Source organism: Candidatus Amarolinea dominans (assembly GCA_016719785.1).
Taxonomy (GTDB): Bacteria; Chloroflexota; Anaerolineae; order SSC4; family Amarolineaceae; genus Amarolinea; species Amarolinea dominans.
Genome location: JADJYJ010000034.1, coordinates 57,825 through 80,238, shown reverse-complemented (window position 1 = coordinate 80,238; position 22,414 = coordinate 57,825). Strand labels below are relative to the sequence as shown.

Sequence of the window (22,414 nt, the reverse complement as noted above, 5' to 3'; positions counted from 1 at the left end):
TGACTCCGACTTCAACGCTTGGGACGGGCCTTGCGCTTCCAGGGCAGCTTCAGTAGTTTGCGCAGCCGCGGCCACAGGCTGCGCCCGGCGGACACGGGGCGCGACGGCCGCAGCACGTGACTGCGCGGGTGATGCGCCTGGCGGCAGGCTGAGCAGTGATAGGCTGCGCGCGGCACCGGCACGCCCCGGTTAGCGAACTGCTCATCCAAGATCAGGACGCGGTGCTCCGGGCACAGTGGCTTGCCACAATGATGACAGACGGCGTCCAGGGCCTTGCCGTCTTTGCCATCAGGTGCATTGCACACAGCACATTCGAGTGTCATCGCTGCCTCTGTAGCCTATTCAGGCGGCGGTTCGTCATTGATCGTATCTGGCGCCGCAAGCAGCCTTTGTTGGTCATCGTTTCCGCCTGTCAGAAGCCTGTCATCAGTAAAATGGCTCAGGACCATGGCCATCATCTCTTCCATGCCAGACTGGTCGTCGAGATCCCGCAGGGACGATGTGTCGGGCGATGCACCTGTGATGACCAACGCCCTGGGCTCGCGTGCATTCAGGGTTTCCATCAGCAGCGTGTACAGCCGCTTCCAGGTGCGCTCGACGGCACGTTCGCCGGCCTCGTGGGTGTGTAACCCCCGCGCCATGAGCCGGATCTGGGTCTTGGGTGCCGTCTTACCCGATTCGCCGCTCACCACCAGGTGAAAATCAACCGCGCAGACGCCGTCATGGCTACTGCCCGTCACATCCCACAGTCGCGTCAGCACACCACGGCGGCTGTCGGCCTGCGGTATCGCTTCGACCACCCGCTGCACCTCGTAGCCCGCGTGCAGCAGGGCGTCGGTCAGCGCTGTCACCAGCTCTTGGTCGGCCGGCACCTCGTTCAGTTGCTTGAGATCGTGTTTGTCCAGATCGCGAGGGTGATGCGCTGCATCCGGCACATGACGCACGTCCTGGTAGCGCAAACCGGCCAGGCTCAAGGCGAAATTCGCCTCCACCGTGCTCTGCACTTTGAGTCCGCCGCGGGCGTCGGGACGGCCCAGCGGGAAGAACAGACTCACACCCTCCAGCCGTGAGATTGCACCCTTCCAACTCATGGTCACCTGGCCGCGCAGCACGCCGACCGGATCAACGCCCCGCTGCAACTGCACCTCGAAGAAACGGCGCCGCAGTTTCCGCTGCTGGCTATCAAGGGGCGGCGCGTGCCAGTTGAGCGTGCGCACGGCGCCGGCATCTGCGCCCTCCGTCACATGGGTCAGCGCGCCATCGCTGGCGTGACTGATGGCGCCCCAGGTGGTTGGCGCCTCCAGGCGCAGGTTATCCACCTGCACCTCGCTCAGACCCTCCAGATCGTCCCATTGCAGCTCCAGGGCCAGGGTGCGCTCATTGAACGTCTCCACAAGGTGTGGCAGCAGGCGCACCGGCAGCTCAGTCACGGATGGGATGGTGTAGTCGGCCACGACATCCCAGCGCGTCGCCTCGCGGGTATTGGTGTCGCTGAGAAATGGCTGCGCCTGCACTTGCCCTTCCAGGCGCAGGACATGCCCGTGACGTTCGGCGTTGGTGGCGGGGCCGCTCAGGTCGCCGCTGAAGCGCCCCTTGAGCAGGGCAAAGCCGCCGCGAAAGGTCAGATCATCCGTCGCAGAGATGCGAAACCGACTGCGGTACGCCTTCACGCGCTGGCGCTCAGAGGCAGCCAGGTGACCGGGCAGGGTCAGGCGTCCTGTGCTGGCCGTGACCGTGGTGTGCAGCCGGGCCTGTGCGTCGAAGGTGATCTCGCCACTCAGCTTCTCCGCGACGCGACCGGCGCCAGGGCGCCAGAGAATCGGCAAGAAGGGGCGCCGCCCCCGAAGCAGAAAACCGGCCATCAGCAAGATCAAGCCGAGGCCAGTGACGCCCAGCAGCCAGGAGCGCTGCGTTGTCAAAAACGTGCTCAGCTTGAACAGGCGGGTCAGAATCAGGCCCAGGCCCAGGCCGGATAGCGCAAGCAGAGTCAGACTGCTGCCGATCAGGATCAACCACGCGCCCGCTGTCCACAGCTTGCGCCGGCAATGCGTGCAGGTCAACGGGTCGGGGCCGCAGGGCGTGCCTTCCAGACCCAGGCCCGCAAAACGACGGAAAAGCCATTGCCCCAGCCGTCGTGAGACGGTGTAGCTGTGCTGCTGGCAGACCGGCCGCCGGCAGTCATGGCAGATGCCAATCACCTCCGGGTTACCGCATCGGTAGCAACGGAGCAGGGACGCGCGCGGCGTCAAGGCCATGATTGTCCCTCCTCCATGATCTCCAATAGGGTCTCCCTCAGGGTCTCCCTCATCATTCTTGCCCCATCACCCTTGCCTTATTGCTCCGCGCCCATCTGCTCGAAATGGGCGATCAGCGCGGTTTGCAGGCGATTGAGCGTCAACGCCGTCTCCAGGTGCTCAGCGCTGCTCAGGCAGTGCAACTGGATGTCGAGTTCGCTATGCGTGACCGTCGCCAGGCTGTAGAGATTATTCCCGCGCGTGGCCGTGGAGCGCCGGCCACCAAGCACCACCCACGCCTGCAGCGATTGCGGTCTGGCCCTCGGTTCCACGCCGAATACGGTTTGCCAGTCGTTGCCAGCCACTCTGTTCTCCACGACGCGCGTGATGCGGAAGCTGCTGTCGGCCAGGTGCGTTTCCAGCTCGGGCAGCCGCAAGCCACGCAGCCCCGCGTTGGGCACGTGTGCCTGGCGATAGAGCAAAACCTGCCGCTGCGCAAAGAGGTCCGCCAGGATGAGCTTGAAGTGCAGGAGCAGGCAACTGATCTTCTCTTGCTTGACCTGATCCAGGCGCCGGCCGATGCCGTCGTAGTAAAAGGTTTGCAGCCCGGAGAGCAGCAGGCCAGGCAGTTCGATCTCCACCTCGCCGTCGAGGCTATCCACCTGGTAGAGGTCGGCCGGGCGCTGGCTGATGAGGTGCATGGGTGGGCTGACCAGGGTAATCAGGTCTGGCCGGGCCGGCGTGGGATGCGCAGACAGCACCACGCCGCCCCAGGCAAGGTGTCGTTTGCTGGGGTTATACACCAGGTCAGGAACGGGCGCGGGCGCCTCCGCCTCTGCTGTCTTCCCGCCCAACATCAACCGGGCTACCTGATGGGGCACCGACAACGGCTGAGGCCATTCCAACCACATCTGCTTGATCGTCACGATCTGTCCGGCCGGCAGGCTGGTACGGGGAAGGTGCAGCTCCACCTGAAACGAAAAGCGCACAAGGTCCGACGCCTCAGCCGTCTGCGCGGTCTGGCTGAGGAAGGTCAGCACGTCTTGCTGGCTGGCCGTGGCCGGGGGCCAGGCGGGGGTCGTGCTGTCGCTCATCTCGACGGTCATTTGCAGCGGCCTCACGGCCAGCGTCTGCGGCACATAATCGAACGTGAGTTTGGCGGCGCAGCGGTCGTCCAGCAGTTGATGCAGATTGTCCAGGCCGTCGCCGTGGATCGGCACGCGCAGCGGTAAGGCGCCAAAGCTATTTTCAAGGTCGAAGCCAGCGCCCAGGTTCGTGCGGCCGTAGTTGTCGAGCAACAGATGCCCCATGAAGCGCGTCGGCGGGCGGCGTTGGGACGCTCACCGCGGCAGGCGTCCCAGGCTGGCGGCGCCGCACCAGGTGGATGACGCGGTGATGCGTGGCCGTTACCCGCTGGCTCAGCGGTGAAATGACGCGGCGCAGGCGTGAGGGCGCGGTCGTTGCCAGTGGCCGCGGTTGCAAGCGCCACCACTGATGCCGCACATCGGCCTGCGCCTGCCGCGTGAACGATTGGTAGCCATCATAGCTGACCGCCACGCTGATCTGGCCGGTTGGCGCCTGGGCCGTGGGCACAAGCACCGTGCGCCCCAGCGTCTGCTCATGGCGGTAGGTCTCGTTGATGCGGACTTCCTCTGGCTGCACACGGGCAAAGATGACGTGGGTCATGGCGCCTTCCAGGTGGTTTGCTAGAATTCTGCCCACATCTTACCACAAAACCAACCACACGCAAGCTAAAACGGTTGGGCCGCACCTCACCCCCCTTCCCCCCTCTCCTCTCCACTTGTGGAGAGGGGGCAGGGGGTGAGGTGAGGTGAGGCCTTACTTCGCGGCCGCCAACGGCTTGCCGGCCGTCTGCGGCGTCTGCATCTGCTTCGGCCGCAGATAGACGAACCAATAGACCAGTCCCACCATCAGCGCGCCGCCGACGATGTTGCCCAATGTGACTGGGATCAGGTTGTTGATGAAGAAGTTGCTCCAGGTCAGATTGGCTAACTTGGGCGCTTTATCGCCCAGGGAGGCCAGCCAGGCGCTGTCGGTCTGGATGAACAGGCCCACGGGGATGAAGTACATGTTGGCGATGCTGTGCTCGAACCCGGCCGCGACAAAGGCTGCAATCGGCGGGATGATGCTCATAATTTTGTCGGTGGTGCTGCGTGCGCTGAAGCACAGCCAGACGGCCAGGCAGACCAGCGCGTTGCAGAAGATGCCGAGGACGAAAGCCTGCATGAAGTCGTAGCCTGTCTTCGCGTTGGCGGTGTTCAGCGCGGTAATGCCAATCGCGCCGCCGCCGAAGGTGTACTGCCTGCCCAGGAACATCAGATAGGCCGTGGCAATCGAGCCGACAAAATTGCCGGCGTAGACCACAACCCAGTTGCGCAGCAGCGCGCCGGTGCTGACCTTGCCGCCGGCCCAGGCCATGGCGATCAGGTTGTTGCCGGTGAAGAGCTCCGCCCCGGCCACGACAACCAGGATCAGGCCGAGGGTGAAGGTTAGCCCGGCCACCAGGCGAATGATTCCGTAGGGGGTCACACCGGCCATGCCGGCCACGCTGGTAGTCGAGAAGATGGCGCCCATCGCAATGAAGGCGCCGGCCAGGATTGACAGGGCGAACATCGTCAGCAGGTCCATGCCTGCCTTCTTGATGCCGATCGTCTCGGCTTTCGCGGCCATGTCCGCAGGAACTAATGCATCGAATTCGGTTGCCATAACTTGTCACTCCTCCTTGAGTTGACTTTCACACGTCCTTCTGCCGAATGAATTCGGGGCTAAAGGGCGTTCCGCCGCCATGTCGGCCTACGCCGACCTGCAGCGCGTCCACGTAGGTGGACGCCCGGCGGTACGCCCATCAGCGCGATTTCAATCGCTCAGTGCGTTCCGTTACCGTACCCGTTCGTCACCGGTTTGATCGCCACCGCGCACGCCTTGTATTCGGGAATCTTGGCGATGGGGTCGAGCACCGGGTTGGTCAGGGCGTTGACGGGGGCCTCTGCAAAGTGGAAGGTCATGAAAACGACGCCCGGCGGCACATCTTCGGTGATATGCGCCTTCGTTTTCAGCTCGCCGCGACGGGAGATCACCTGCACCCAATCGCCGTCGTGAATAGCGCTGGGCTGCGCGTCTTCGGGGTTGATGTCCACAAAGCCTTCGGGAGACTGCGCATTCAGGCCCTTGCTGCGCCGCGTCATGCTGCCGGTGTGGTAGTGCCAGAGCTGGCGCCCGGTGGTCAGCGTCAGGGGGAACTCGGCATCGGGCAGTTCGGCCGGCGGCACATGCTCGACCGCGCTGAAGCGCCCCAGCCCGCGCGTGAACTTGCCGATGTGCAGGATCGGAGTGCCCGCGTGGTTGTCGTTGGGGCAGGGCCACTGCAGGCCCGCCTTCTGCAGGCGCCAGTGATGGATGCCGCCATAGCTGGGGGTCAGGCTGGCGATCTCATCCATGATGTCGGCCGGGGAGAGGTACTCCCAACCCGCGTGCGAACCTTCGGGGCGGCCGCTGCCATCGCCGCTGGTACGGAGAGCCAGCAGGCGCTGCGCCAGCGCCATCACCACCTCCCAGTCGGCCAGCGCTTGCCCCGGGGCAGGCAGCGCGCGCCGCACCAACTGCACGCGGCGTTCGGTGTTGGTGAAGGTGCCGTCCTTCTCCACGAAGCTTGCAACCGGCAGTACTACGTCGGCCAGCGCGGCAGTCTCGCTCAGGAAGATGTCCTGCACTACCAGCAGATCGAGCGATGTCAGGCAGCGCCGCACATGGTTGCTGTCGGGGTCGGTTAGCACCGGGTTCTCGCCCATGCAGTAGATCGCGCGTATCTGGCCGTGTTCCGCGGCGTTCATCATCTCCACCACGGTCAAGCCGGGCTTGGGCGGCAGAGGCACGCCCCAGGCGCCTTCGAACTTCTTGCGCACATCGTCCACCGCCACCTGCTGATAGCCGGAGTAGACATTGGGCAGGCCGCCCATATCGCACGCGCCCTGCACATTGTTCTGCCCACGCAGCGGGTTGACGCCGCCGCCGGGCACACCCATGTTGCCCAACAGCATCTGCAGGTTGGCGCAGGACATCACATTGTGGGTGCCGGTGCGGTGCTGCGTAATGCCCATCGCGTAGAGCAGCGCGCCCGGCTTGTTTGCGGCCAGGATGTGCGCCGCCTCGATGATATCCGCCGCGGGCACGCCGGTGATCTCGCTGGCGACTTCCGGCGGGTACTTCATCACTACCGCCTTCATCTCCTCGAGGTTCTCGGTGCGCTGGCTGACGAACTCCTTGTCGTACAACTCCTCGTTGATCAGCACATACATCATCCCGTTGAGCAGGGCAATGTCGGTGCCGGGCCGCTGGCGCAGGTGCAGCGTGGCGAAGTCGGTCAGCGGAATGCTGCGCGGATCAGCCACGATCAGCTTCGCGCCGCGCTGCTTGACCGCCTGGCGCAGGCGCATCCCAATCACGGGGTGCTGCTCGGTCGTGTTGGAGCCAATGACGAAGTAAGCCTTCGCCTGGGTCGCGACGTCCTCGATCGAGTTCGTCATGGCTCCTGACCCGAATGAAGTGGCCAGACCGGCCACAGTGGCGCTGTGTCAGAGGCGGGCGCAGTGGTCAACGTTGTTCGTCCCGATGACCTGCCGCGCCATCTTTTGCAGCAAATAGTTCTCTTCGTTGGTCGCCTTGGCCGAGGCCAGCACCGCAATGCTGTCCGGGCCGCTCTCCTGCCGAATCTGATGCAGGCGGCCGGCGACCAGATCGAGCGCCTCGTCCCAGGTGGCCGGCTCCAACTGCCCGTTGCGCCGGATCAGCGGGGTGGTCAGGCGCTGTGGATGATTGACATAATCATAACCGAACTGGCCCTTGACGCATGTCCAGCCCTTGTTGACCGCGGCATCCCAGGATGGCGTCACCTTGATGACCTTGCCGTTCTTGACGTTGACCTCGAACTGGCAGCCGACGCCGCAGTACGCGCAGGTCGTCACCGTCTTTTCGAACTCCCAGGTGCGCCCCTTGCCGATCGCCTCCTTGGGCATCAGCGCGGCCGTGGGGCAGACCGAGACGCAGCTTCCGCAGAACTCGCACGGGCTGTCCTGCATACCCTGGTCTGCGCCGAAGGCAATGTGGGCATCGAAGCCGCGGTAGACCACGCTGATCGCCTCCACGCCGTTGATGACGTTGCAGGCTCGCACGCAGCGCCGGCAGAGGATGCACTTGTTGCGATCCACCTGGATGAACGGATTGGAGCGGTCAATGGCGTAGTCGTGCTGGCGCCCCTTGAAACTGCTCTCTTTGACGTCATACTGATAGGCCAGGTCTTGCAGCAGACAATCGCCGGCCGCGTCGCAGGTCATGCAGTCGAGCGGGTGATCGGACAAGAGCAGGTTGAGCGCAAAGCGTCGCGACTCGACAACCTGCGGGGTTTCGGTCTGCACCACCATGCCTGGCGCCGCGGGGAAGGTGCAGGCCGGCTGCAGGCCGCGCTGTCCTTCCACCTGCACCATGCACAGGCGGCATGCGCCCTCCGGGGGCAGGGCCGGATGGTGGCACAGCACGGGAATGTCAATCCCCGCACTGTGCGCCGCATCGAGGACAGAGATGCCCTGCGGCACTCGTACCTCGCGGCCATCAATGGTCAGCGTAATGGTTGGCATCGAACCTCCATGTGAAATCAGTGCCGGCTGCCGTTGTCCTGAAGATGGCGGCAGCCTGGCCCCTCAGTCCTTGTGTCTAAGCGAACTCACGTTTCGGCACCGGCAGCTTCATGCGCTGCAGCCACTCCAGATCGCAGCGCAGGCAGCGGGCCGCTTCAGCCTGCGCAGTAGCCAGATCAAAGCCGGTCTCCACTTCCTGGAAGGCGTCGCCCTGCAGGCGGCGGGCGACCGGAATCAACGGGATCAGCGGGCGCTCGGCGTCGGTGTAATCATCCAGGTTGACCGTCTGCGCAAAATCGTGGCGCTTCGCCTGGATGATCGGCCGCACCGCCTGGCCGGTTTGCAGCCAGTGATCCACCACCTGCGCCACCTGGTTGCCCTGCGCCACCGCGCCGACGACCGTGGCCGGGCCGCTGACGGCATCGCCGCAGGCAAACACGCCGGGCCGCGTGGTCTGGAACGCGTCATCAGTCTTGAGCACGCTGTTCCAGTTGGTTTGCACGCTGCTGTCGTCCGCAGGCATCCAGTCGAAGTCGGTGGTCTGCCCGATGGCCGGTACCAGCATGTCCAACGCCAGGTCGAAGTCTGCGCCTTCGATGGCCTTGGGCCGGCGGCGCCCGCCCTCATCGAACTCGGCCAGCCGCTGCGGCCGCAGGCACACCCCGGTGACCTGGCCGTCGCCCAGCACAGAAACCGGGTTGACCAGAAAATGGAACTGCACGCCCTCCGCGTGCGCGGCATGGATCTCTTCCTTGTGCGCGGGCATGTCCTCCTCGGTGCGCCGGTAGATGACATGCACCTCGGCCGCGCCCAGGCGCCAGGCTGAGCGCGCCACGTCAATCGCCACATCGCCGCCGCCGACGATGCCGATGCGCTTACCGGCCACGTCCGGCGCATGACCCAGCGCAATCTCCCGCAGGAATGTCACGCCGTGGTAGACGCCGGTCTTGTCCTCGCCGGGGATTTGCAGCTTGCGGCTCTTGTGGCTGCCCAGGGCCAGGACAACCGCGTCGAAGGGCGGCAGGGTGGTGACGCCGCGGCCGTTGCCGTTGCCGGCGCTGGCGTCCGCCTGGACCTTAACCCCGGTCTTCTGCAGATCGTCCAGGCTGAAATCGCGGCCCAGGGCCATGTTGTTGTAGATTTCCACGCCGGCGCGCTTGATGTTTTCGACTTCGGAGAAGAGCGGCGCACGCGGCAGGCGATAGGCGGGGATGCCATAGGTCATCATACCGCCCGGCTGCGGCAGCGCCTCGAAAACGCTGACGCGGTAGCCCTGCTGGGCCAGGCGCAGGCCGGCTGTCAGACCGCCAGGGCCGGCGCCCACCACTGCAACGCGCTTGCGCTGCGGCGGCCGGTAGATGGGCGGGGTCCAGGGCTGCTCGTATTCCTGGTCGGCCATGAAGCGTTTGACCATGCGGATGGCGATGGGGGTGTCAATCTGGCCGCGGCGGCATTTGTGTTCGCAGAAGGCCGGGCAGACGCGGCCGCAGATCAGCGCGAAGGGGTTGGACTCACGGTGAATCTCCAACCCTTCGGCGTAACGTCCCTGCGCGACCAGCGCCAGGTAGGCCGGCGTGTCCACCTGCGCCGGGCAGGCGTTGACGCAGCCGGCGCGCACCAGCGGCTGGCAGGCGCCGGCCGGGCAGCGCTTCTCCTCGATGTGCGCGATGTACTCATCCAGGAAGTAGCGCATGGTGCTCAGCACCGGCGATGGCGTCAGTTGGCCCAGACCGCACAGCGAACCGGTGCGCATGCCGGTTGCCAGCTCCTTGATCAGCTCCAGGTCGGCCATCGTGCCTTTGCCCTCGGTGATGCGGGTCAGCACTTCCAACATGCGCGTGCCGCCGATGCGGCAGGGGATGCACTTGCCGCAGCTCTCGGCCGCGGAGAAGGTCAGGAAGAACTTGGAGAACTCCACCATGCAGGTGTCTTCGTCCACCACGATCATGCCGCCCGACCCCATCGTCGCGCCGGCCGCGGTCAGGCTGTCATAGTCCACCGGTGTGTTGAGGTGCGTGGCCGGCAGACAGCCGCCCAGCGGGCCGCCGGTTTGCACCGCCTTGAACTTCTTGCCGTTGGGAATGCCGCCGCCCACGTCGTAGACGATCTCGCCCAGGGTGATGCCCATCGGCACCTCGACCAGGCCGGTGTTGTTGACCTTACCGGTGAGGGCAAAGACCTTGGTCCCCTTACTCTTCTCGGTGCCGATGCTGGCAAACCACTTGGCGCCGTTGGAGATGATTTGCGGCACATTGGCCCACGTTTCCACATTGTTGATATTCGTGGGCTTGCCCCACAGGCCGGAGACGGCCGGGAAGGGTGGCCGCGGCCGTGGCTCCCCGCGGCGTCCCTCGATGGAGGCCATCAGCGCGGTCTCCTCGCCGCAGACGAACGCGCCCGCGCCCTCTTTCACGGTCATGTCGAAGGAAAAGTCGCTCTCCAGGATGCGCTCGCCCAACAGGCCCAGCTCATGCGCCTGGGCAATCGCCTGCGTGAGGCGCTTGACCGCCAGCGGGTATTCCGCGCGGCAGTAAATGTAGCCGTGCGTGGCGCCAATCGCGTACGCGCCGATGATCATCCCTTCGATCACGCTGTGCGGGTCGCCCTCCAGGATCGAGCGGTCCATGAACGCGCCGGGGTCGCCCTCGTCCGCGTTGCAGATGACGTATTTGACATTGCCGGGCGCCTTGTAGCAGAACTCCCACTTCAGGCCGGCCAGGAAACCTGCGCCGCCGCGCCCGCGCAAGCCGCTGTCCTTCATCTCGCGCAGCACATCTTCCTGGCTCATGCTGGTCAACGCTTTGCCCAGCGCCTCATAGCCGCCGCGCGCAATGTACTCCTCGATGCTGTCGGGGTCAATCATGCCGCAGTTGCGCAGGGCGATGCGGAGTTGCTTGCCGTAGAATGGAATGTCCTTGTAGAAGGGCAGCGCGGCCTGGTCCTTCGGCTCATGGTAGGTCAGGCGTTCGACCACGCGTCCCTTGAGCAGGGTCTCTTCCACCAGCTCCGGCACATCGGCCGGCTGCACCTGCGTGTAGAAGATGCCTTCGGGGTAGATCATCATCACCGGGCCCATGGCGCAAAAGCCGCGGCAGCCCGTGGGCACCACCTCGATCTCACGCGCCAGGCCCTGGCGGGCGATCTCGGCCTGCAGGTTGTCTACCAACTCGTGCGCCCCGGAGGCGGTGCAGCCGGTGCCCCCGCACACGAGGATGTTAGCTCGAAAATTGTTTGTTGCCATCGGTTTCAGGCGCTCCTGGTCATGGTCAAAAGGCTTTGTAGACAGCCTTTTCATACGTGCTTTCCACGTTGTACTTGTGCTGCATCTCTTCACTGGCGAGCATTTCGAACAGGCCGCGCGCCAGGGGGTCGTCCACCATTTTCGCCATCGCCTGGTAGAACTCGGCCGCGGCCTTCTCACGCTGCATCGCCACCACCATCACATCCTGCGTATCGGCATCAGGCCCCAACTGCCGCGGTGCCAGGGTTTCGGCCAGCTTGAGATCAGGGATGGTCCCGCGTTCTGTGCGGCTGCGCCTGATGGCCCAGCGGATGTTGGTGGTGCGCAGACTCTCCAGCTTCTCGACATGGCCGCGTTCCTCGGCCGCCAGTTCCTCCAGCCGCGCCTTGACATGGCCGTTGCGCGCCACCAGCGCCGCGTTGCTGTAAAGCTGCACCGACTCCTGCTCGAATCGAATCGCCCGCTCAACAATCTCCTGGATTGGTGGTAGGTCTGTCATTTTGTTTTCTCCTCCATGTAGTTTCGAACGCCTCGCTCTCACCGCGAAATTGGATTCTCGCCCGCTCTCTCATGGAATCACCCCAGCTTCTCTCAACGCATTCTCCAGGGCATCGAGGGTGGTGGCGCCCGCGGCGCCTCGCGCCATCCACTGTCGCAGCCCAGCCGCCAGCCGATCGTACTCCGTCGTGTCGCCCACAGTCGCGCCGCCAATGGTCTCCTTGACACGGTTGCTATCGCCGTCGTACACGTAGCTGGCGGTGACGCCGCCGCTTATGCCGGTCAGCCGGTTCTCAGCATCGTAGGTCAGAGTCACGTCCTGGCTGCCGTTGATACGCCGCGTCGCGTTGCCGTTGGCGTCGTACCAATACTTCTGCACCCCGCCGATGTGGGTCACCGCGTGCTTGTGCGCACTGTTCTGGTAGGTCAAGGCCGCGCCCTCGAAGCTCGTGATGTTGCCCGCATTGCTGTAGGCATAGCTGCGTTGAGTGTAGCCGCCGTAGGTGGTCGAGCCGCTGGCCTGGGCTGTGCTCAGCCGATCCAGGGTGTCGTAGCTGAAGCTCTGCGTCTGGCTCCCGCCATAGGCCGCCGCATCGCTGATCTTCAGCACGTTGCCCACGTCGTCGTAGGTGTAGCTGATGTTCTGCAGATTGGTGTAGGGATCGGCGTTGCCAGCCTGCAAGCTCGCCAGGCTCAAGAACGGCTGTGGCTGATTCGTGTCGGTGACCGATGGCCGTGGCCGCGCCAAAGTCCGCTGCGTCGCGTCAGCCGCGCGCGAGCCAGGCTTGCTCAGTGGCATCGCCGCCGCTGTCGTTGAAAACAGCAGACTGCCGATGACCAGCAGATGCATGGCGACCAGCAGTCGCACGCCGCCACGCCTCTGCGCTGAACGCCTGCCAGGCTGACAAACGAACGGGGAAGGTAACGATCTCAAGGCAACGGACTCCTTCTCGACTTTCAACATGATGCCATCGCGCACACCTGAGAGCGACTTGGGCCTCTGGTGACGCCCGAAATAGATCAAAAACGAATGCTAAGGGGCCGTCATGAAATAAGCATTTCATCTGTGCCCCGTGGGCAAGCGTGGGACCTGCAACACCTATTGTATGACGGCCCCTAACCTTGCACGGCCGGCTCGATGCGTCCCACCACCCACTTCGCCGCGTGGCGTTGCCCCTTCGACTGCGCTCAGGGCAGGCGTTGGTGTCGTACTAGTGCCCCAGCAAGGTCAGGGCAGCCACAGCGTTGCTGTTGGTGCCCAGTGCTGCGTCAGTTGTTGCGGCTCGCTACCGTCCGCGTTGGCCAGAAACAAACACGTCCCGTTCGGTTTACACGAACCTGCGTAGATAAACTTGCTCGCATCTGGTGACCAGGCGAACCTGGTAGGTCCATTATCCAGGGGTAGGCGAGTCAAACCAGTACCGTCAGGATTGATGAGGTAACCGCCAAAATCGAAGAACTGGTCACCTTCAAATACAATCTTATCTCCGCGCGGCGACCAACGCGGCCGAGAGTGTTGTCCCTCGTCAGGTTCGCTTGGCAGATGGGTGATTTGCTGTAACTGAAAATCACTCAGGCGCAAGACAAAGATCACTGGCAGCCTTGTATCACCATACGCTGACATAACCAGCCGGGTGCCATCTGGGGACCACGAAACCTGGTGTGGCCCTAAGTCATGCTGTCGCGCTTCGCTCATCAACAATTGTTGCTGAGATCCATCTGGCTTCATCTCGTACAACAAGTGTCTACCATAGCTGTAGGGCCCAAGATCCTGGCGCGTAAAAATGATTTTGTCGCCTTCCAGCGACCAAGCGGGAGAAGAATCCTTGCCTGGGTCTGTGGTGAGACGCACGAAACGTTCCGGTGGGCACCCCCCCTCAATCGCTACGCACTCTGCAATGTCCAGGACGTAGATGTCTCCCGTTTCCAATGTTGTTGTGGTGTCGTATTTCCTGTAAACAAAGGCTATTTTATTACCATCCGGAGAAGCTGTCAGATCCCAAGAGCCAGCAACCTCAAATCCGTCTGGAACGTTTGTTAACCGGACACTCTCGCGTTCACAGGTACCTGCTCGCTGCACACAGCTTGCATTGACAATAGACAGATTACCACCATGTTCAAATACGAAACGACCACTCAATGGCGCTAGAGATGGCGTGGCGATAGAGAGAGCAAGATCGCTCGTCGGTGTGACGGAAGCCGCCTTTGTTGGGGTGGCGGGCGCAATGGTTGGCGCTTGGGTATCCCGGCCAGCGGCAGTCGGCGTCTCTGTGGGTCGACCAGAAGACGATGTTAACGCTGGCGGTGGTGTAGAGGGAACACATGCCCCCATGAGCAAGATCGTAGTAAGAAGCAGTAGCCAGCGGCTGAACTGCCAGTCAGATACGGAAAATCGCATGTTCACATATAGATCCCTTCGTTCACTTGGCCATCACGGCTATGGTACGATATAGGCTTGAGGATGCGCATTCGATCCCCAAATCCAGTCTGGTTGCTCAAAGTCAATCCCCATATAGATGTCTATTTGATTAGCGGACAAACCGTATCCTGTGTCGAGTGGAGTAACGATCAATACATTACCGTCGGTTACCACTTTTTCTTCCTTTCCCCCCCGCCCGCCGGGGCAAGGGGTTGGGCCCCACCCCCCCCCCCACCCGGGGGTGTGGGGCCCCCCCCCCCCCCCCCCCCCCCCGTATCTCCCTCCCCCCCCTTTCCCCCCCTCTCTTTTGGGGGGGGGCGGCCGCCCCGGCCGGGGGGAGCGGGGCGCCTTTTTTTTTTTGCCCCCCCGGGGAAGGGGCGCCCCCCCGGGGCGGGTGTGTTTTTTCTTTTCCGGCCCGCTCCCGGGCCCCCCCGCGCGCCGGGCCGCCGGGGCGCGCCCCCCCCCCCCCCCCCCCCCGGGTTTGGGGGGGGCGCCGGGGGGGCCCCCCCCCCGGGTTTGGCGCGCCGCGGAGCCAGGTGTACCTGGTCTGCCCAGGTGGTGATGGATTGGGTGGACGCGCCGGCCATGTTTTTCGACAATCCGCGTCTTCACATTCTCGGTGGCCTGAGGGATCCACGAAACGTAGAGGATTATTGGCCGCGTAGGCGTACCTGTTGAGATTTTGCGGGTTTTGCGGCTGGGGGACGATCGTATCGGCCTGCAAGAACCGCCCGACGGTCGGATCATACCACCGGGCGTTATAGAACAGCAAGCCGCTCCCGCTGTCCTTGCGCTGACCGGTGAAGTTGAACGTCGTCGGCGTCGTTTGTGCGGTATAGCGTGCGGCGCCGTAAGGCATGTAGCGCAGCTCGGTGTTGGTGTTGAGCCGCGCACCGGCGCTGGTCAGTGTCAACGCCTGCGAACCCAGATGGTCGCCCAGCAGATAGTAGAGCGTGCCGCCGCTGCTCTCGGCCACGCACATTGCCCGCATAGTAATACTTCTTGACCGTCCCGTTGTCTACTTCGTAAGTGTTGCCCACGAAGACCCGCGTGACGCCGCTGATGGTCTCTTTGACCCGGTTGCCGTCCCCATCATAGACATAGCTGGATGTGACGCCGCCGCTCATGCCGGTCAGGCGATTCTCGGCGTCATAGGTCAGCGTCACATCCTGGCTGCCCGCGATGCGCCGCGTGGCGTTCCCGTTCGCGTCGTACCAGTATTTCTGCACGCCGCCGATGTGCGTCACGGCGTGTTTGTGGGCGCCATCCTGATAGGTCAAGGCCGCGCCCTCGAAATTGGCGATGTTCCCCGCATTGTTGTAGGCATAGCTGCGCTGGGTGTAGCCACCGTAGGCGGTCAAGCCGTTGGCCTGGGCTGTGCTCAGGCGATCCAGGGTGTCGTAGGCGAAGGCCTGGGTTTGGCTGCCGCCATACGCCGCTGCATCGGCAATAGCCTGGATGTTGCCATCGTCGTCGTAGGTGTAGCTGATCTTCTGCTGGTTGTCGTAGTTCGGACTCGTGCCCGCCTTCAGGCTGACCAGGCGGAAGTTCTCGGCCGCACTGTAGGCATACTGTTGCTTCACCACCCCCGTCGTGCTGCCCAGCCGGCGTTCCGTCACCTGCCCGCGCACGTTGTAGAACGTGTCGCCCACATAGGTGTTCCAGCCGCTGACGCTCTTCAGCAAGCCCTGCGCCGTGTACGCGTAGCTGACCTGCTCGCCGATCTGCCCGCCGTTGCCGCCCGGGTATTTCTGCCACATCGGCCGATCCGCCGAGTCATACCCCCACTGCGTCACGAACGTGCCGCCGCCCGTGCCGTTGATGACCCGGCTTTCCTGCGTCACCCGCCCGCGGGCGTCATAGGTCCAGGCCACGCGGTTGTTGAGCGCACCGCCCGCATTGTAGACATCAGCCTGCGTCCGCCGCCCCAGCCCATTCGTGCCCCCGTCGTAGAGATATGCGACCAGCAAGCCGTTCGTTCCATAGGTCGCTGGCTTTGTTGCAGGGCAACTCTGATCGTTGCGGTAGTGCTTGCCCACCAGCCGGTTGTGCGAGTCGTAGTAGAAGCAAATCTGTTGCCCCCGCGCATCCGCCTGCCGCTTGAGGTTGCCTGCCCCATCGTACGCATAGCTCCATGCGCCCATGTCCGGGTCGCTCATGCTCGTCTTGCGCCCCAGTAGATCGTACCCGATCGTCGTCACCGCCCCGTCCGGCCCGGTCATCTGCGTCAGCCGGTCGGCCACGTCGTAGCTATAGCTGGCCTGCCCGTAGACCGTCGCACCCCAATTCGGCGCAGCCCCTGCTGCCAATGTCAGATCGTACTGCTTGACGCTCACCAGCCGCCCAAAAGCATCGCTCTCCGAGATCGCCTGATGGTTCGCCGCATCAATCACGGCCGTCTGCCGCTTATGGTAGTAGGTGCGCATCGTCGTGCCGTCCGCCTGCACCACCTGGATCACCCGCCCTAACCCGTCATAGGCGGTTTGCGTGCTGACCAGGCTACCCCAGTTGCTCACCGGCTCGTAGGTCCCCAGCCCAACGGTCAGGGTGTAGGGCACGCTCTGCTGCACCACCAGTCCCAGCGCGTTGTAGCGTGAGCTGACCACGCTCGACGCCTCTCCTTCCGCCTCCACCTGCAGCGCCTGCCCCAGGCCATCGTAGAAGTTGTAATCGTAACGCAGACCGTCGCCCGGACCGTCGTCGCGCAGCCAATGCTCGATCTTGAACGGTTGGTTAGCGCCGGCCATATCGGTGTAGGTGTAACGCTCGCTGGCGCCCTCGCTGAAAGTCACGTTGGGCAGGCGCAGGCTGGCCACACGCCCGAACGCATCATAGGTGTAGCGCGTCATCGCCCCATTGGCATCGGTCTCCTTCTGCAACTGACCCTTCAGCCCCACGCCGCCTGCTTCAGCGTTGATGCCGTAGTAGGCATAGCTGGTGGTCAAAGTCATCCCACCCAGGCTCGCAGTCGGCATCACGGTCACGCTCGTCGCATAGGTGGCGAAGGTGGTATCGTAACTGGTGCTGGCAACCGTGCCGTTGGCTGCGGTTTCGCTGACCAGGTTGCCCGTCGCCGCATCATAGCCGTAGAGCGCCGGCCGCAGCCAATCACTCGCGCTGGCGCTGGCGCACACCTTCGCCTGCCAAACCTCCCTCAGAAGACCCTGCGTAGGCGGCGCCTGGTGTTGGTCGAAGCCAGTGGTATCGTAGATGCGTCGCGTCTGGCCCTGGCACACGTTGCCCGCGTCCCACAGCTTCTCCTGGCCCAACCGGTTCACGATGTACTTGCCGGCGCCGATGTCCACTTTGGGATAATACCAGCGCTCCGTGCTGCGATAGAGCGTCGTGCTGTCGCTGTACTCCTTGATCCGCGTCAAATTGCCGGCTTGCACATTGCCCTGGTGGTCAGGCTCGTAGAGGTACTCGGTCTTGCGCGTCACGGGGTTGGCCCCGTCCTTGTCGTAGGTCGTTTGCAGTTCCTGGCCCAGGTAAACGAACTGCGCGCCGCCATAGACGCCCACCGTGGTTCCGCTCCAGGTGCGCACCCGCTCCGTCTGCTTCTGGTTCCCGCTCGTGCCTATCTGCCGAATCTCCTTGCCGCGGAACCCCTCGCCGGCACTCGCATCCTGATACTGATAACTGGCCCAATGGCCGGTTCCCAGGCTGGAGGGCAGTGTCTCCGTGACATAGCGATAACCCGCGGCGTCAATCTTGCCGACGTAGCTGTAGCTCCAGGTGTTCGCCTGCCCTGTCACGGTGTCGGTGACGGTGCGGGTGGCAATGACGTTGTCTGCTCCATACCCCAGGCGCACGCTGCCCCCGTAGCCGTTGTTCATCTGCTGCACCTGGCTACGTGTGTTGCTGAAAGTCGTCGCCGGCAGGCAATTGCTCAGAGCATCGTCGCTGCAACGCTGCATGCTGCGCAAGGCGTACAGACGCCGGTCGGCCACCCCGTCGTCGAAGAAATCATACCCCAGTTTATAGGCTGCGATCAGGCTGCCCCCCTGCTTCACCTTCACCGCGGTCAGCAAGCGCGTGGTGTAGTGCGCCCAGGCGCCGGTGTCGGCCGGGTCGCTCAGCGCGGCATCGGTGCGTGTGATGGCGTACGTGAAGTCAATCACACTCTGATCGCTCCCATTGTTGGGATTGTAACTGATGCGCACCAGATTCAGCTGCGACAGGTAAGTGACGGTCTCCTCGCCGCCTGCGCCGCCGTTGGCGCATGGCGAGCTGATGCGCACGCCGCGTACGCGATCGCCATAGTTGCCCGCGTGGCTATTGACATCCACCGGGTCTACCGGCAGGGCCGTATCGTATGTGTAGTTGATGCGGTTGCCCACCGGGTCCAGCACATACTGCAGCGCCCACTTGTCGCCGCGCTGCTGCCAGGTTGTGCCGCTGCAAAACCAGTCACTCAGCGCACGCTCGAAGTGATAGCGCGTGCCATCCGGCGCATAGGCATCCGCCCCTGTGCCAGCGTACAGGATGCGCCATGTGGGCGCTTCCTTCAGGTACACCGCGCCGCCGGAGCCTGCCTCGCTAAACGCCGCGCCCGCCACACGCCAGGTGTTCGGCGCACTGCCCATCAACCACGGTGTACCGTAGATGAAGCTGTCCGCGCTCAGCTTCCAGCCCGCACCCACGACCGAACTGTGGCCGCCATCTTCCGACCGGCTGCGACTGTTGAACTGCAGCGCCACGTCCGGCGTCAGCCCACCCCGCCCCGGTGGCAGACTGAGCGGGTAATCGTAGCTGGCTGAGCCGCTGAACAGGTCGTTCTGCCAGCCGCGCAGACTGGGCATGATCTCAGGGGCGAAGTTGTTGCCTTCCGCCGTCTGCGATAGGTGCGGCACAACAGCCACCAAGGCTCCTTCCATGGCATCCCAGGTCGTCGGCAGCATCTCCCACGCGCCCGTGTCCGCCCGCCACAAACAAGCGCCCGCCGACCGGCTCGCCCTCCGGGTAGTACACGGTCAACGTCACCGGCTGGCTGAAGGTGTGGATCTCGTCGCCGCTCCGCCCGCGCACCACGAACTCATGGCTGCGCTGCACATTTCCCGGCGCATTGACCGGTCGTCCCAACGACCGCGCCCACACCATCACCGTTTCCGCCACTGCACCGGGCGCAAAGGTCAGCGTAACCCGCCCCTCCTCCAGTATCACGCGGCCGCCTTCCGGCCCGATGCGGGTGGCTTGCGCGGCTGGAGGCAGCACATGTACCCCGGCCTCGGCGCTGGCGGCTGACCGTCCGTCAGCCAGGCGCAGTTCTGCCCGCACCGTCACCACATCCCCCACCCGCCGACCGCTGAGCCGCACCGGAAGCGTCACTGCATCAACGCCGCCCGCAGGCAGCGGGGCCATGACCCACGTCAGGCGGCGGGTGGCTGCATCGTACACCAGGGGAGGCGGTACTTCGGCCGGCGTCACCAGCAACCCGTCAGGCAGATCCGCCTGAAACGTGATACCCTCCACCACCTGGCGGTCGAGATTCATCACCTCCCAACGCAGCAGCACCCGCTCCCCAGCCGCGGCCGCCTCCGGACTGACCGTGGCCGCCAGGCTCAAGAACGGCTGTAGCTGGTTCATGTCCGTTGCCGATGGCCGTGTGCGCGCCAAAGTCCGCTGCGTCGCGTCAGCCGCGCGCGAGCCAGGCTTGCTCAGTGGCATCGCCGCCGCTGTCGTTGAAAACAGCAGACTGGCGATGACCAGCAGGTGCATGGCGACCAGTAGCCGCACGCCGCCACGCCTCTGCGCTGAACGCCTGCCAGGCTGACAAACGAACGGGGAAGGTAACGATCTCAAGGCAACGGACTCCTTCTCAACTTTCACCATGTGCCATGGCGCACACCTGAGAGCCATTTGGGCCCCTGGTTGCGCGAAAGTTACGCCAGAAAACAATGTATTTTCCCGATGCTTAACCTTGCACAGCCGGTTCGATGCGGCCCACCACCCACTCCTCGATGACCGCGCCCCTGATCAGATGCTCTTCGATCAGCCGGGGCACCATGGCCGGCAGCACATTGCCATACGTAACGCGCGGCTGGTTGGCCTGCTGAATGTCCACCAACGGCTCACGGGCGCACATGCCAATGCAGCCCACCGTGGCGACGTGCGCATCTATGTCGCGACCGGCCAACTCGTCCAGGATGGCGCGCATGGTGTCGCGCGCGCCGGCCGCGATGCCGCAGGTGCCCATGCCCACCGTAATCGTCGTGCCGGTGTCCAGGCGTATCTTCAAGGTCTGCTGCGCCTCCTCACGGATGCGCTTCAGATCCTCCAGTGTCTTCAGCTTTGCCATAGATTGCTCTTTCCCCTTCGGCCAGATAGTCGGCCAGCCACTGTTGCACCGCCGGGTGCGTCAGGGGAACCTCTCCCAGTTCCCCGCGCAGCTCGGCGCTGTCTATGCTAAATCGGTTGGCATCCACGACGTGCGTGTACACCATGTCGAACGCCTCGCTCCCCAACAGGACCGCCAGCAGCGTGGCCGGCATATCTCCCAACGGCGCCCGATCCCAATGACTCAACTGAAAGGTCAGCGTGACGGCCGTTCCCTGCCCCGGCTGCGAAACGATCGCCAGGTCGCCGCCGGCCCGCTGTGCGGCCGCCGCCGCCAGCGGAAGTCCCAGCCCCACGTGACGCGTGCGCCGCGTCGTGAAGAACGGGTCGGTCACTCGCCCGATCGTGGCGGCGTCCATGCCCCGGCCGTTATCCGCGATGCAAATCGTCATGCGGTCGGCCGCGCACCTCTCTTCGATCGTCACGCTGACCCGGCTGGCGCCCGCCTCACGAGCGTTTTGCACCAGGTCCAGGATGTGCAAGGATAGTTCGCGCACGCTGGTTGATCCTTACCTAAACGCTTGACGTTGTCACTGCTAGTCGCTACCATTGGTGGCAAGCCGGCCATTTTGTCATCCTCTTTCATCATACTCGACTCTCAGCTCCCACTGTCCCTTTAGTGACCGGGACTCGGAAGATCGCGAGTTATCCATTTGATTATCTCTATGCCCTCAGACCGTGGCACGCGATTGACTCGGATGCCGTCGTAATCCATCACCAGCAAATCGTGATTATCCTCAGGAAATTGTTGCACTGCCAGCCACTGACCATCAGGCGACCAACTTCTAGGTGTGAAGGACATGCCTTCAGCAACCAACATTGTTCTAATAAATCGTGTTTGCAAGTCAATAGTCTGGAGTTTGACTTGTTCGCTACCTGGCACAGATAGGTTGAATGTGATCTCCCGACTATCAACATACCAAATAGGATTGTAGAGATCGTTCGTGGCTCCGCTGATCAATATTTCGACTTCACCCGGACTTGTGATAGGAACAACAATGACGGCATAACGCACCGGATCTCGTGATTCCAATACCGTGCATAGCAGCCACTCTCCATTGCGAGATAAGAAGTAGCAACGCGGAACTGTCCCATCCCAGACAAGACGCAGGTACTCATTCCTCTCGTAGCCAAGATCCACACGCCACAACTCAGCGCGTGTCGTACCGCGGATATAATAAAAATAACGACCATCTGGAGACCAATCGAGGGGCCAAAGCCAGGTAGATTCATCGGCGCTCACCAATGTGAGTTCTTGCCCCGTCGCTAAACTGAGGGCATTTATGGTTTGAACGAAAGGTGGTTCAGATGCTGTCTGACGACTAAAGGCAATCCACTGATCATCTGGTGACCATAGAGGATAATTGACGAATCGGCCAATGTCTACTTGCGTCGCCAACAATTGATCCTGTGAACCATCCATATTCGCCAATCGCAGATCAGCCGCAAATGGATCGAGAGAGCGATCAGAAGGAAGAACAGTATAAGCGATTCTTGTTTCGTCGTATGATATGCCTGCTCGTATACCGAATCGCTGAGGATCCGAAATTGTGAAAAGCATTTGTCTGAGCTCAGGGTGACTCGCACTCGCTGCCCAAATACTCATCGTGCTATTATCATATTGCTTGTAGATTATTTTTTGCCCCGGTGGTAGAGTCGTGATCACCATGGGTATCGGCGTGGGTGAAGGCGTGTCGGTACCGTCGGGAGTCGCCGTCAATAGTCGAGTTGGCTCTACCGATGGTGTTCTGCCGGGTGTCGGAGTGTCAGTGGCTGGATGCGGAGAAACAGGGATAATGGACGTCGGCGAGGCTGTGCCGGGTATTTTAGTAGGCACGAACGTAGACGGCGTTTCAATAGGCGACTGAAACGCCTGAGGTGACGGCGCCGTATTATCCTGTATCCCTTTGAGGGATAAGATGACAGCAACGGCCAAGACAGCAAGAGCCACCGGTCCTGACAATCTGCCGACAAAAAAAAGTAGACGTTTCATCCTCAGTCTCCGGAGAATGGTTTCTGATTCTCCTGACATTCC

The 22,414-nt window shown here is 63.0% G+C and carries 15 protein-coding genes; all 15 read right to left on the bottom strand.

Annotated features, from left to right (window positions below; translation table 11 throughout):
- Nucleotides 1–11: 11 nt before the first annotated feature.
- The 15 genes from IPM84_26395 to IPM84_26325 all read right to left on the bottom strand — a co-directional run bounded on the left by IPM84_26395 (nt 12) and on the right by IPM84_26325 (nt 22,372).
- Nucleotides 12–323: a hypothetical protein gene (locus tag IPM84_26395; protein ID MBK9096221.1), complete on the bottom strand. Its 312-nt coding sequence runs from the start codon at nt 321–323 to the stop codon at nt 12–14.
- Between the two features lie 15 nt (nt 324–338).
- The gene (locus tag IPM84_26390) at nt 339–2,255 is read right to left on the bottom strand and encodes a hypothetical protein (GenBank protein MBK9096220.1); all 1,917 of its coding nucleotides are present in this window, start codon (nt 2,253–2,255) and stop codon (nt 339–341) included.
- A gap of 77 nt (nt 2,256–2,332) precedes the next feature.
- Nucleotides 2,333–3,544, bottom strand: coding sequence for a hypothetical protein (locus IPM84_26385; protein MBK9096219.1), 1,212 nt, complete (start codon nt 3,542–3,544; stop codon nt 2,333–2,335).
- Nucleotides 3,483–3,920 carry a hypothetical protein gene (locus IPM84_26380; protein ID MBK9096218.1) on the bottom strand — a complete coding sequence of 146 codons (438 nt, stop codon included), beginning with the start codon at nt 3,918–3,920 and terminating at the stop codon, nt 3,483–3,485. The genes IPM84_26385 and IPM84_26380 overlap by 62 nt, the downstream gene beginning before the upstream one ends.
- A gap of 153 nt (nt 3,921–4,073) precedes the next feature.
- Nucleotides 4,074–4,961, bottom strand: coding sequence for a formate/nitrite transporter family protein (locus IPM84_26375; GenBank protein MBK9096217.1), 888 nt, complete (start codon nt 4,959–4,961; stop codon nt 4,074–4,076).
- 158 nt (nt 4,962–5,119) lie between these two features.
- Nucleotides 5,120–7,885: a formate dehydrogenase subunit alpha gene (gene fdhF, locus IPM84_26370; protein MBK9096216.1), complete on the bottom strand. Its 2,766-nt coding sequence runs from the start codon at nt 7,883–7,885 to the stop codon at nt 5,120–5,122.
- 76 nt (nt 7,886–7,961) lie between these two features.
- A complete protein-coding gene (locus tag IPM84_26365; protein ID MBK9096215.1) occupies nt 7,962–11,126 on the bottom strand; it encodes an FAD-dependent oxidoreductase in 3,165 nt (1,054 codons plus the stop codon).
- 25 nt (nt 11,127–11,151) lie between these two features.
- Nucleotides 11,152–11,625, bottom strand: a complete 474-nt coding sequence (locus tag IPM84_26360) for a ferritin family protein (protein ID MBK9096214.1) — start codon at nt 11,623–11,625, stop codon at nt 11,152–11,154.
- Nucleotides 11,626–11,694: 69 nt separating this feature from the next.
- Nucleotides 11,695–12,492, bottom strand: coding sequence for a hypothetical protein (locus IPM84_26355; GenBank protein ID MBK9096213.1), 798 nt, complete (start codon nt 12,490–12,492; stop codon nt 11,695–11,697).
- Nucleotides 12,493–12,852: 360 nt separating this feature from the next.
- On the bottom strand, nt 12,853–14,028 hold the full coding sequence (locus tag IPM84_26350) for a PD40 domain-containing protein (protein MBK9096212.1): 1,176 nt from the start codon (nt 14,026–14,028) through the stop codon (nt 12,853–12,855).
- Between the two features lie 773 nt (nt 14,029–14,801).
- Nucleotides 14,802–18,944 carry a hypothetical protein gene (locus tag IPM84_26345; GenBank protein ID MBK9096211.1) on the bottom strand — a complete coding sequence of 1,381 codons (4,143 nt, stop codon included), beginning with the start codon at nt 18,942–18,944 and terminating at the stop codon, nt 14,802–14,804.
- Nucleotides 18,850–19,779, bottom strand: coding sequence for a hypothetical protein (locus IPM84_26340; protein MBK9096210.1), 930 nt, complete (start codon nt 19,777–19,779; stop codon nt 18,850–18,852). The genes IPM84_26345 and IPM84_26340 overlap by 95 nt, the downstream gene beginning before the upstream one ends.
- Nucleotides 19,780–19,957: 178 nt before the next feature.
- Complete coding sequence (locus IPM84_26335) at nt 19,958–20,332, bottom strand: (2Fe-2S) ferredoxin domain-containing protein (protein ID MBK9096209.1); 375 nt, start codon at nt 20,330–20,332, stop codon at nt 19,958–19,960.
- Nucleotides 20,298–20,876 carry an ATP-binding protein gene (locus IPM84_26330; protein ID MBK9096208.1) on the bottom strand — a complete coding sequence of 193 codons (579 nt, stop codon included), beginning with the start codon at nt 20,874–20,876 and terminating at the stop codon, nt 20,298–20,300. Before IPM84_26330 ends, IPM84_26335 begins: the two co-directional genes overlap by 35 nt.
- 119 nt (nt 20,877–20,995) lie before the next feature.
- Nucleotides 20,996–22,372, bottom strand: a complete 1,377-nt coding sequence (locus IPM84_26325) for a PD40 domain-containing protein (protein MBK9096207.1) — start codon at nt 22,370–22,372, stop codon at nt 20,996–20,998.
- Nucleotides 22,373–22,414 lie beyond the last annotated feature (42 nt).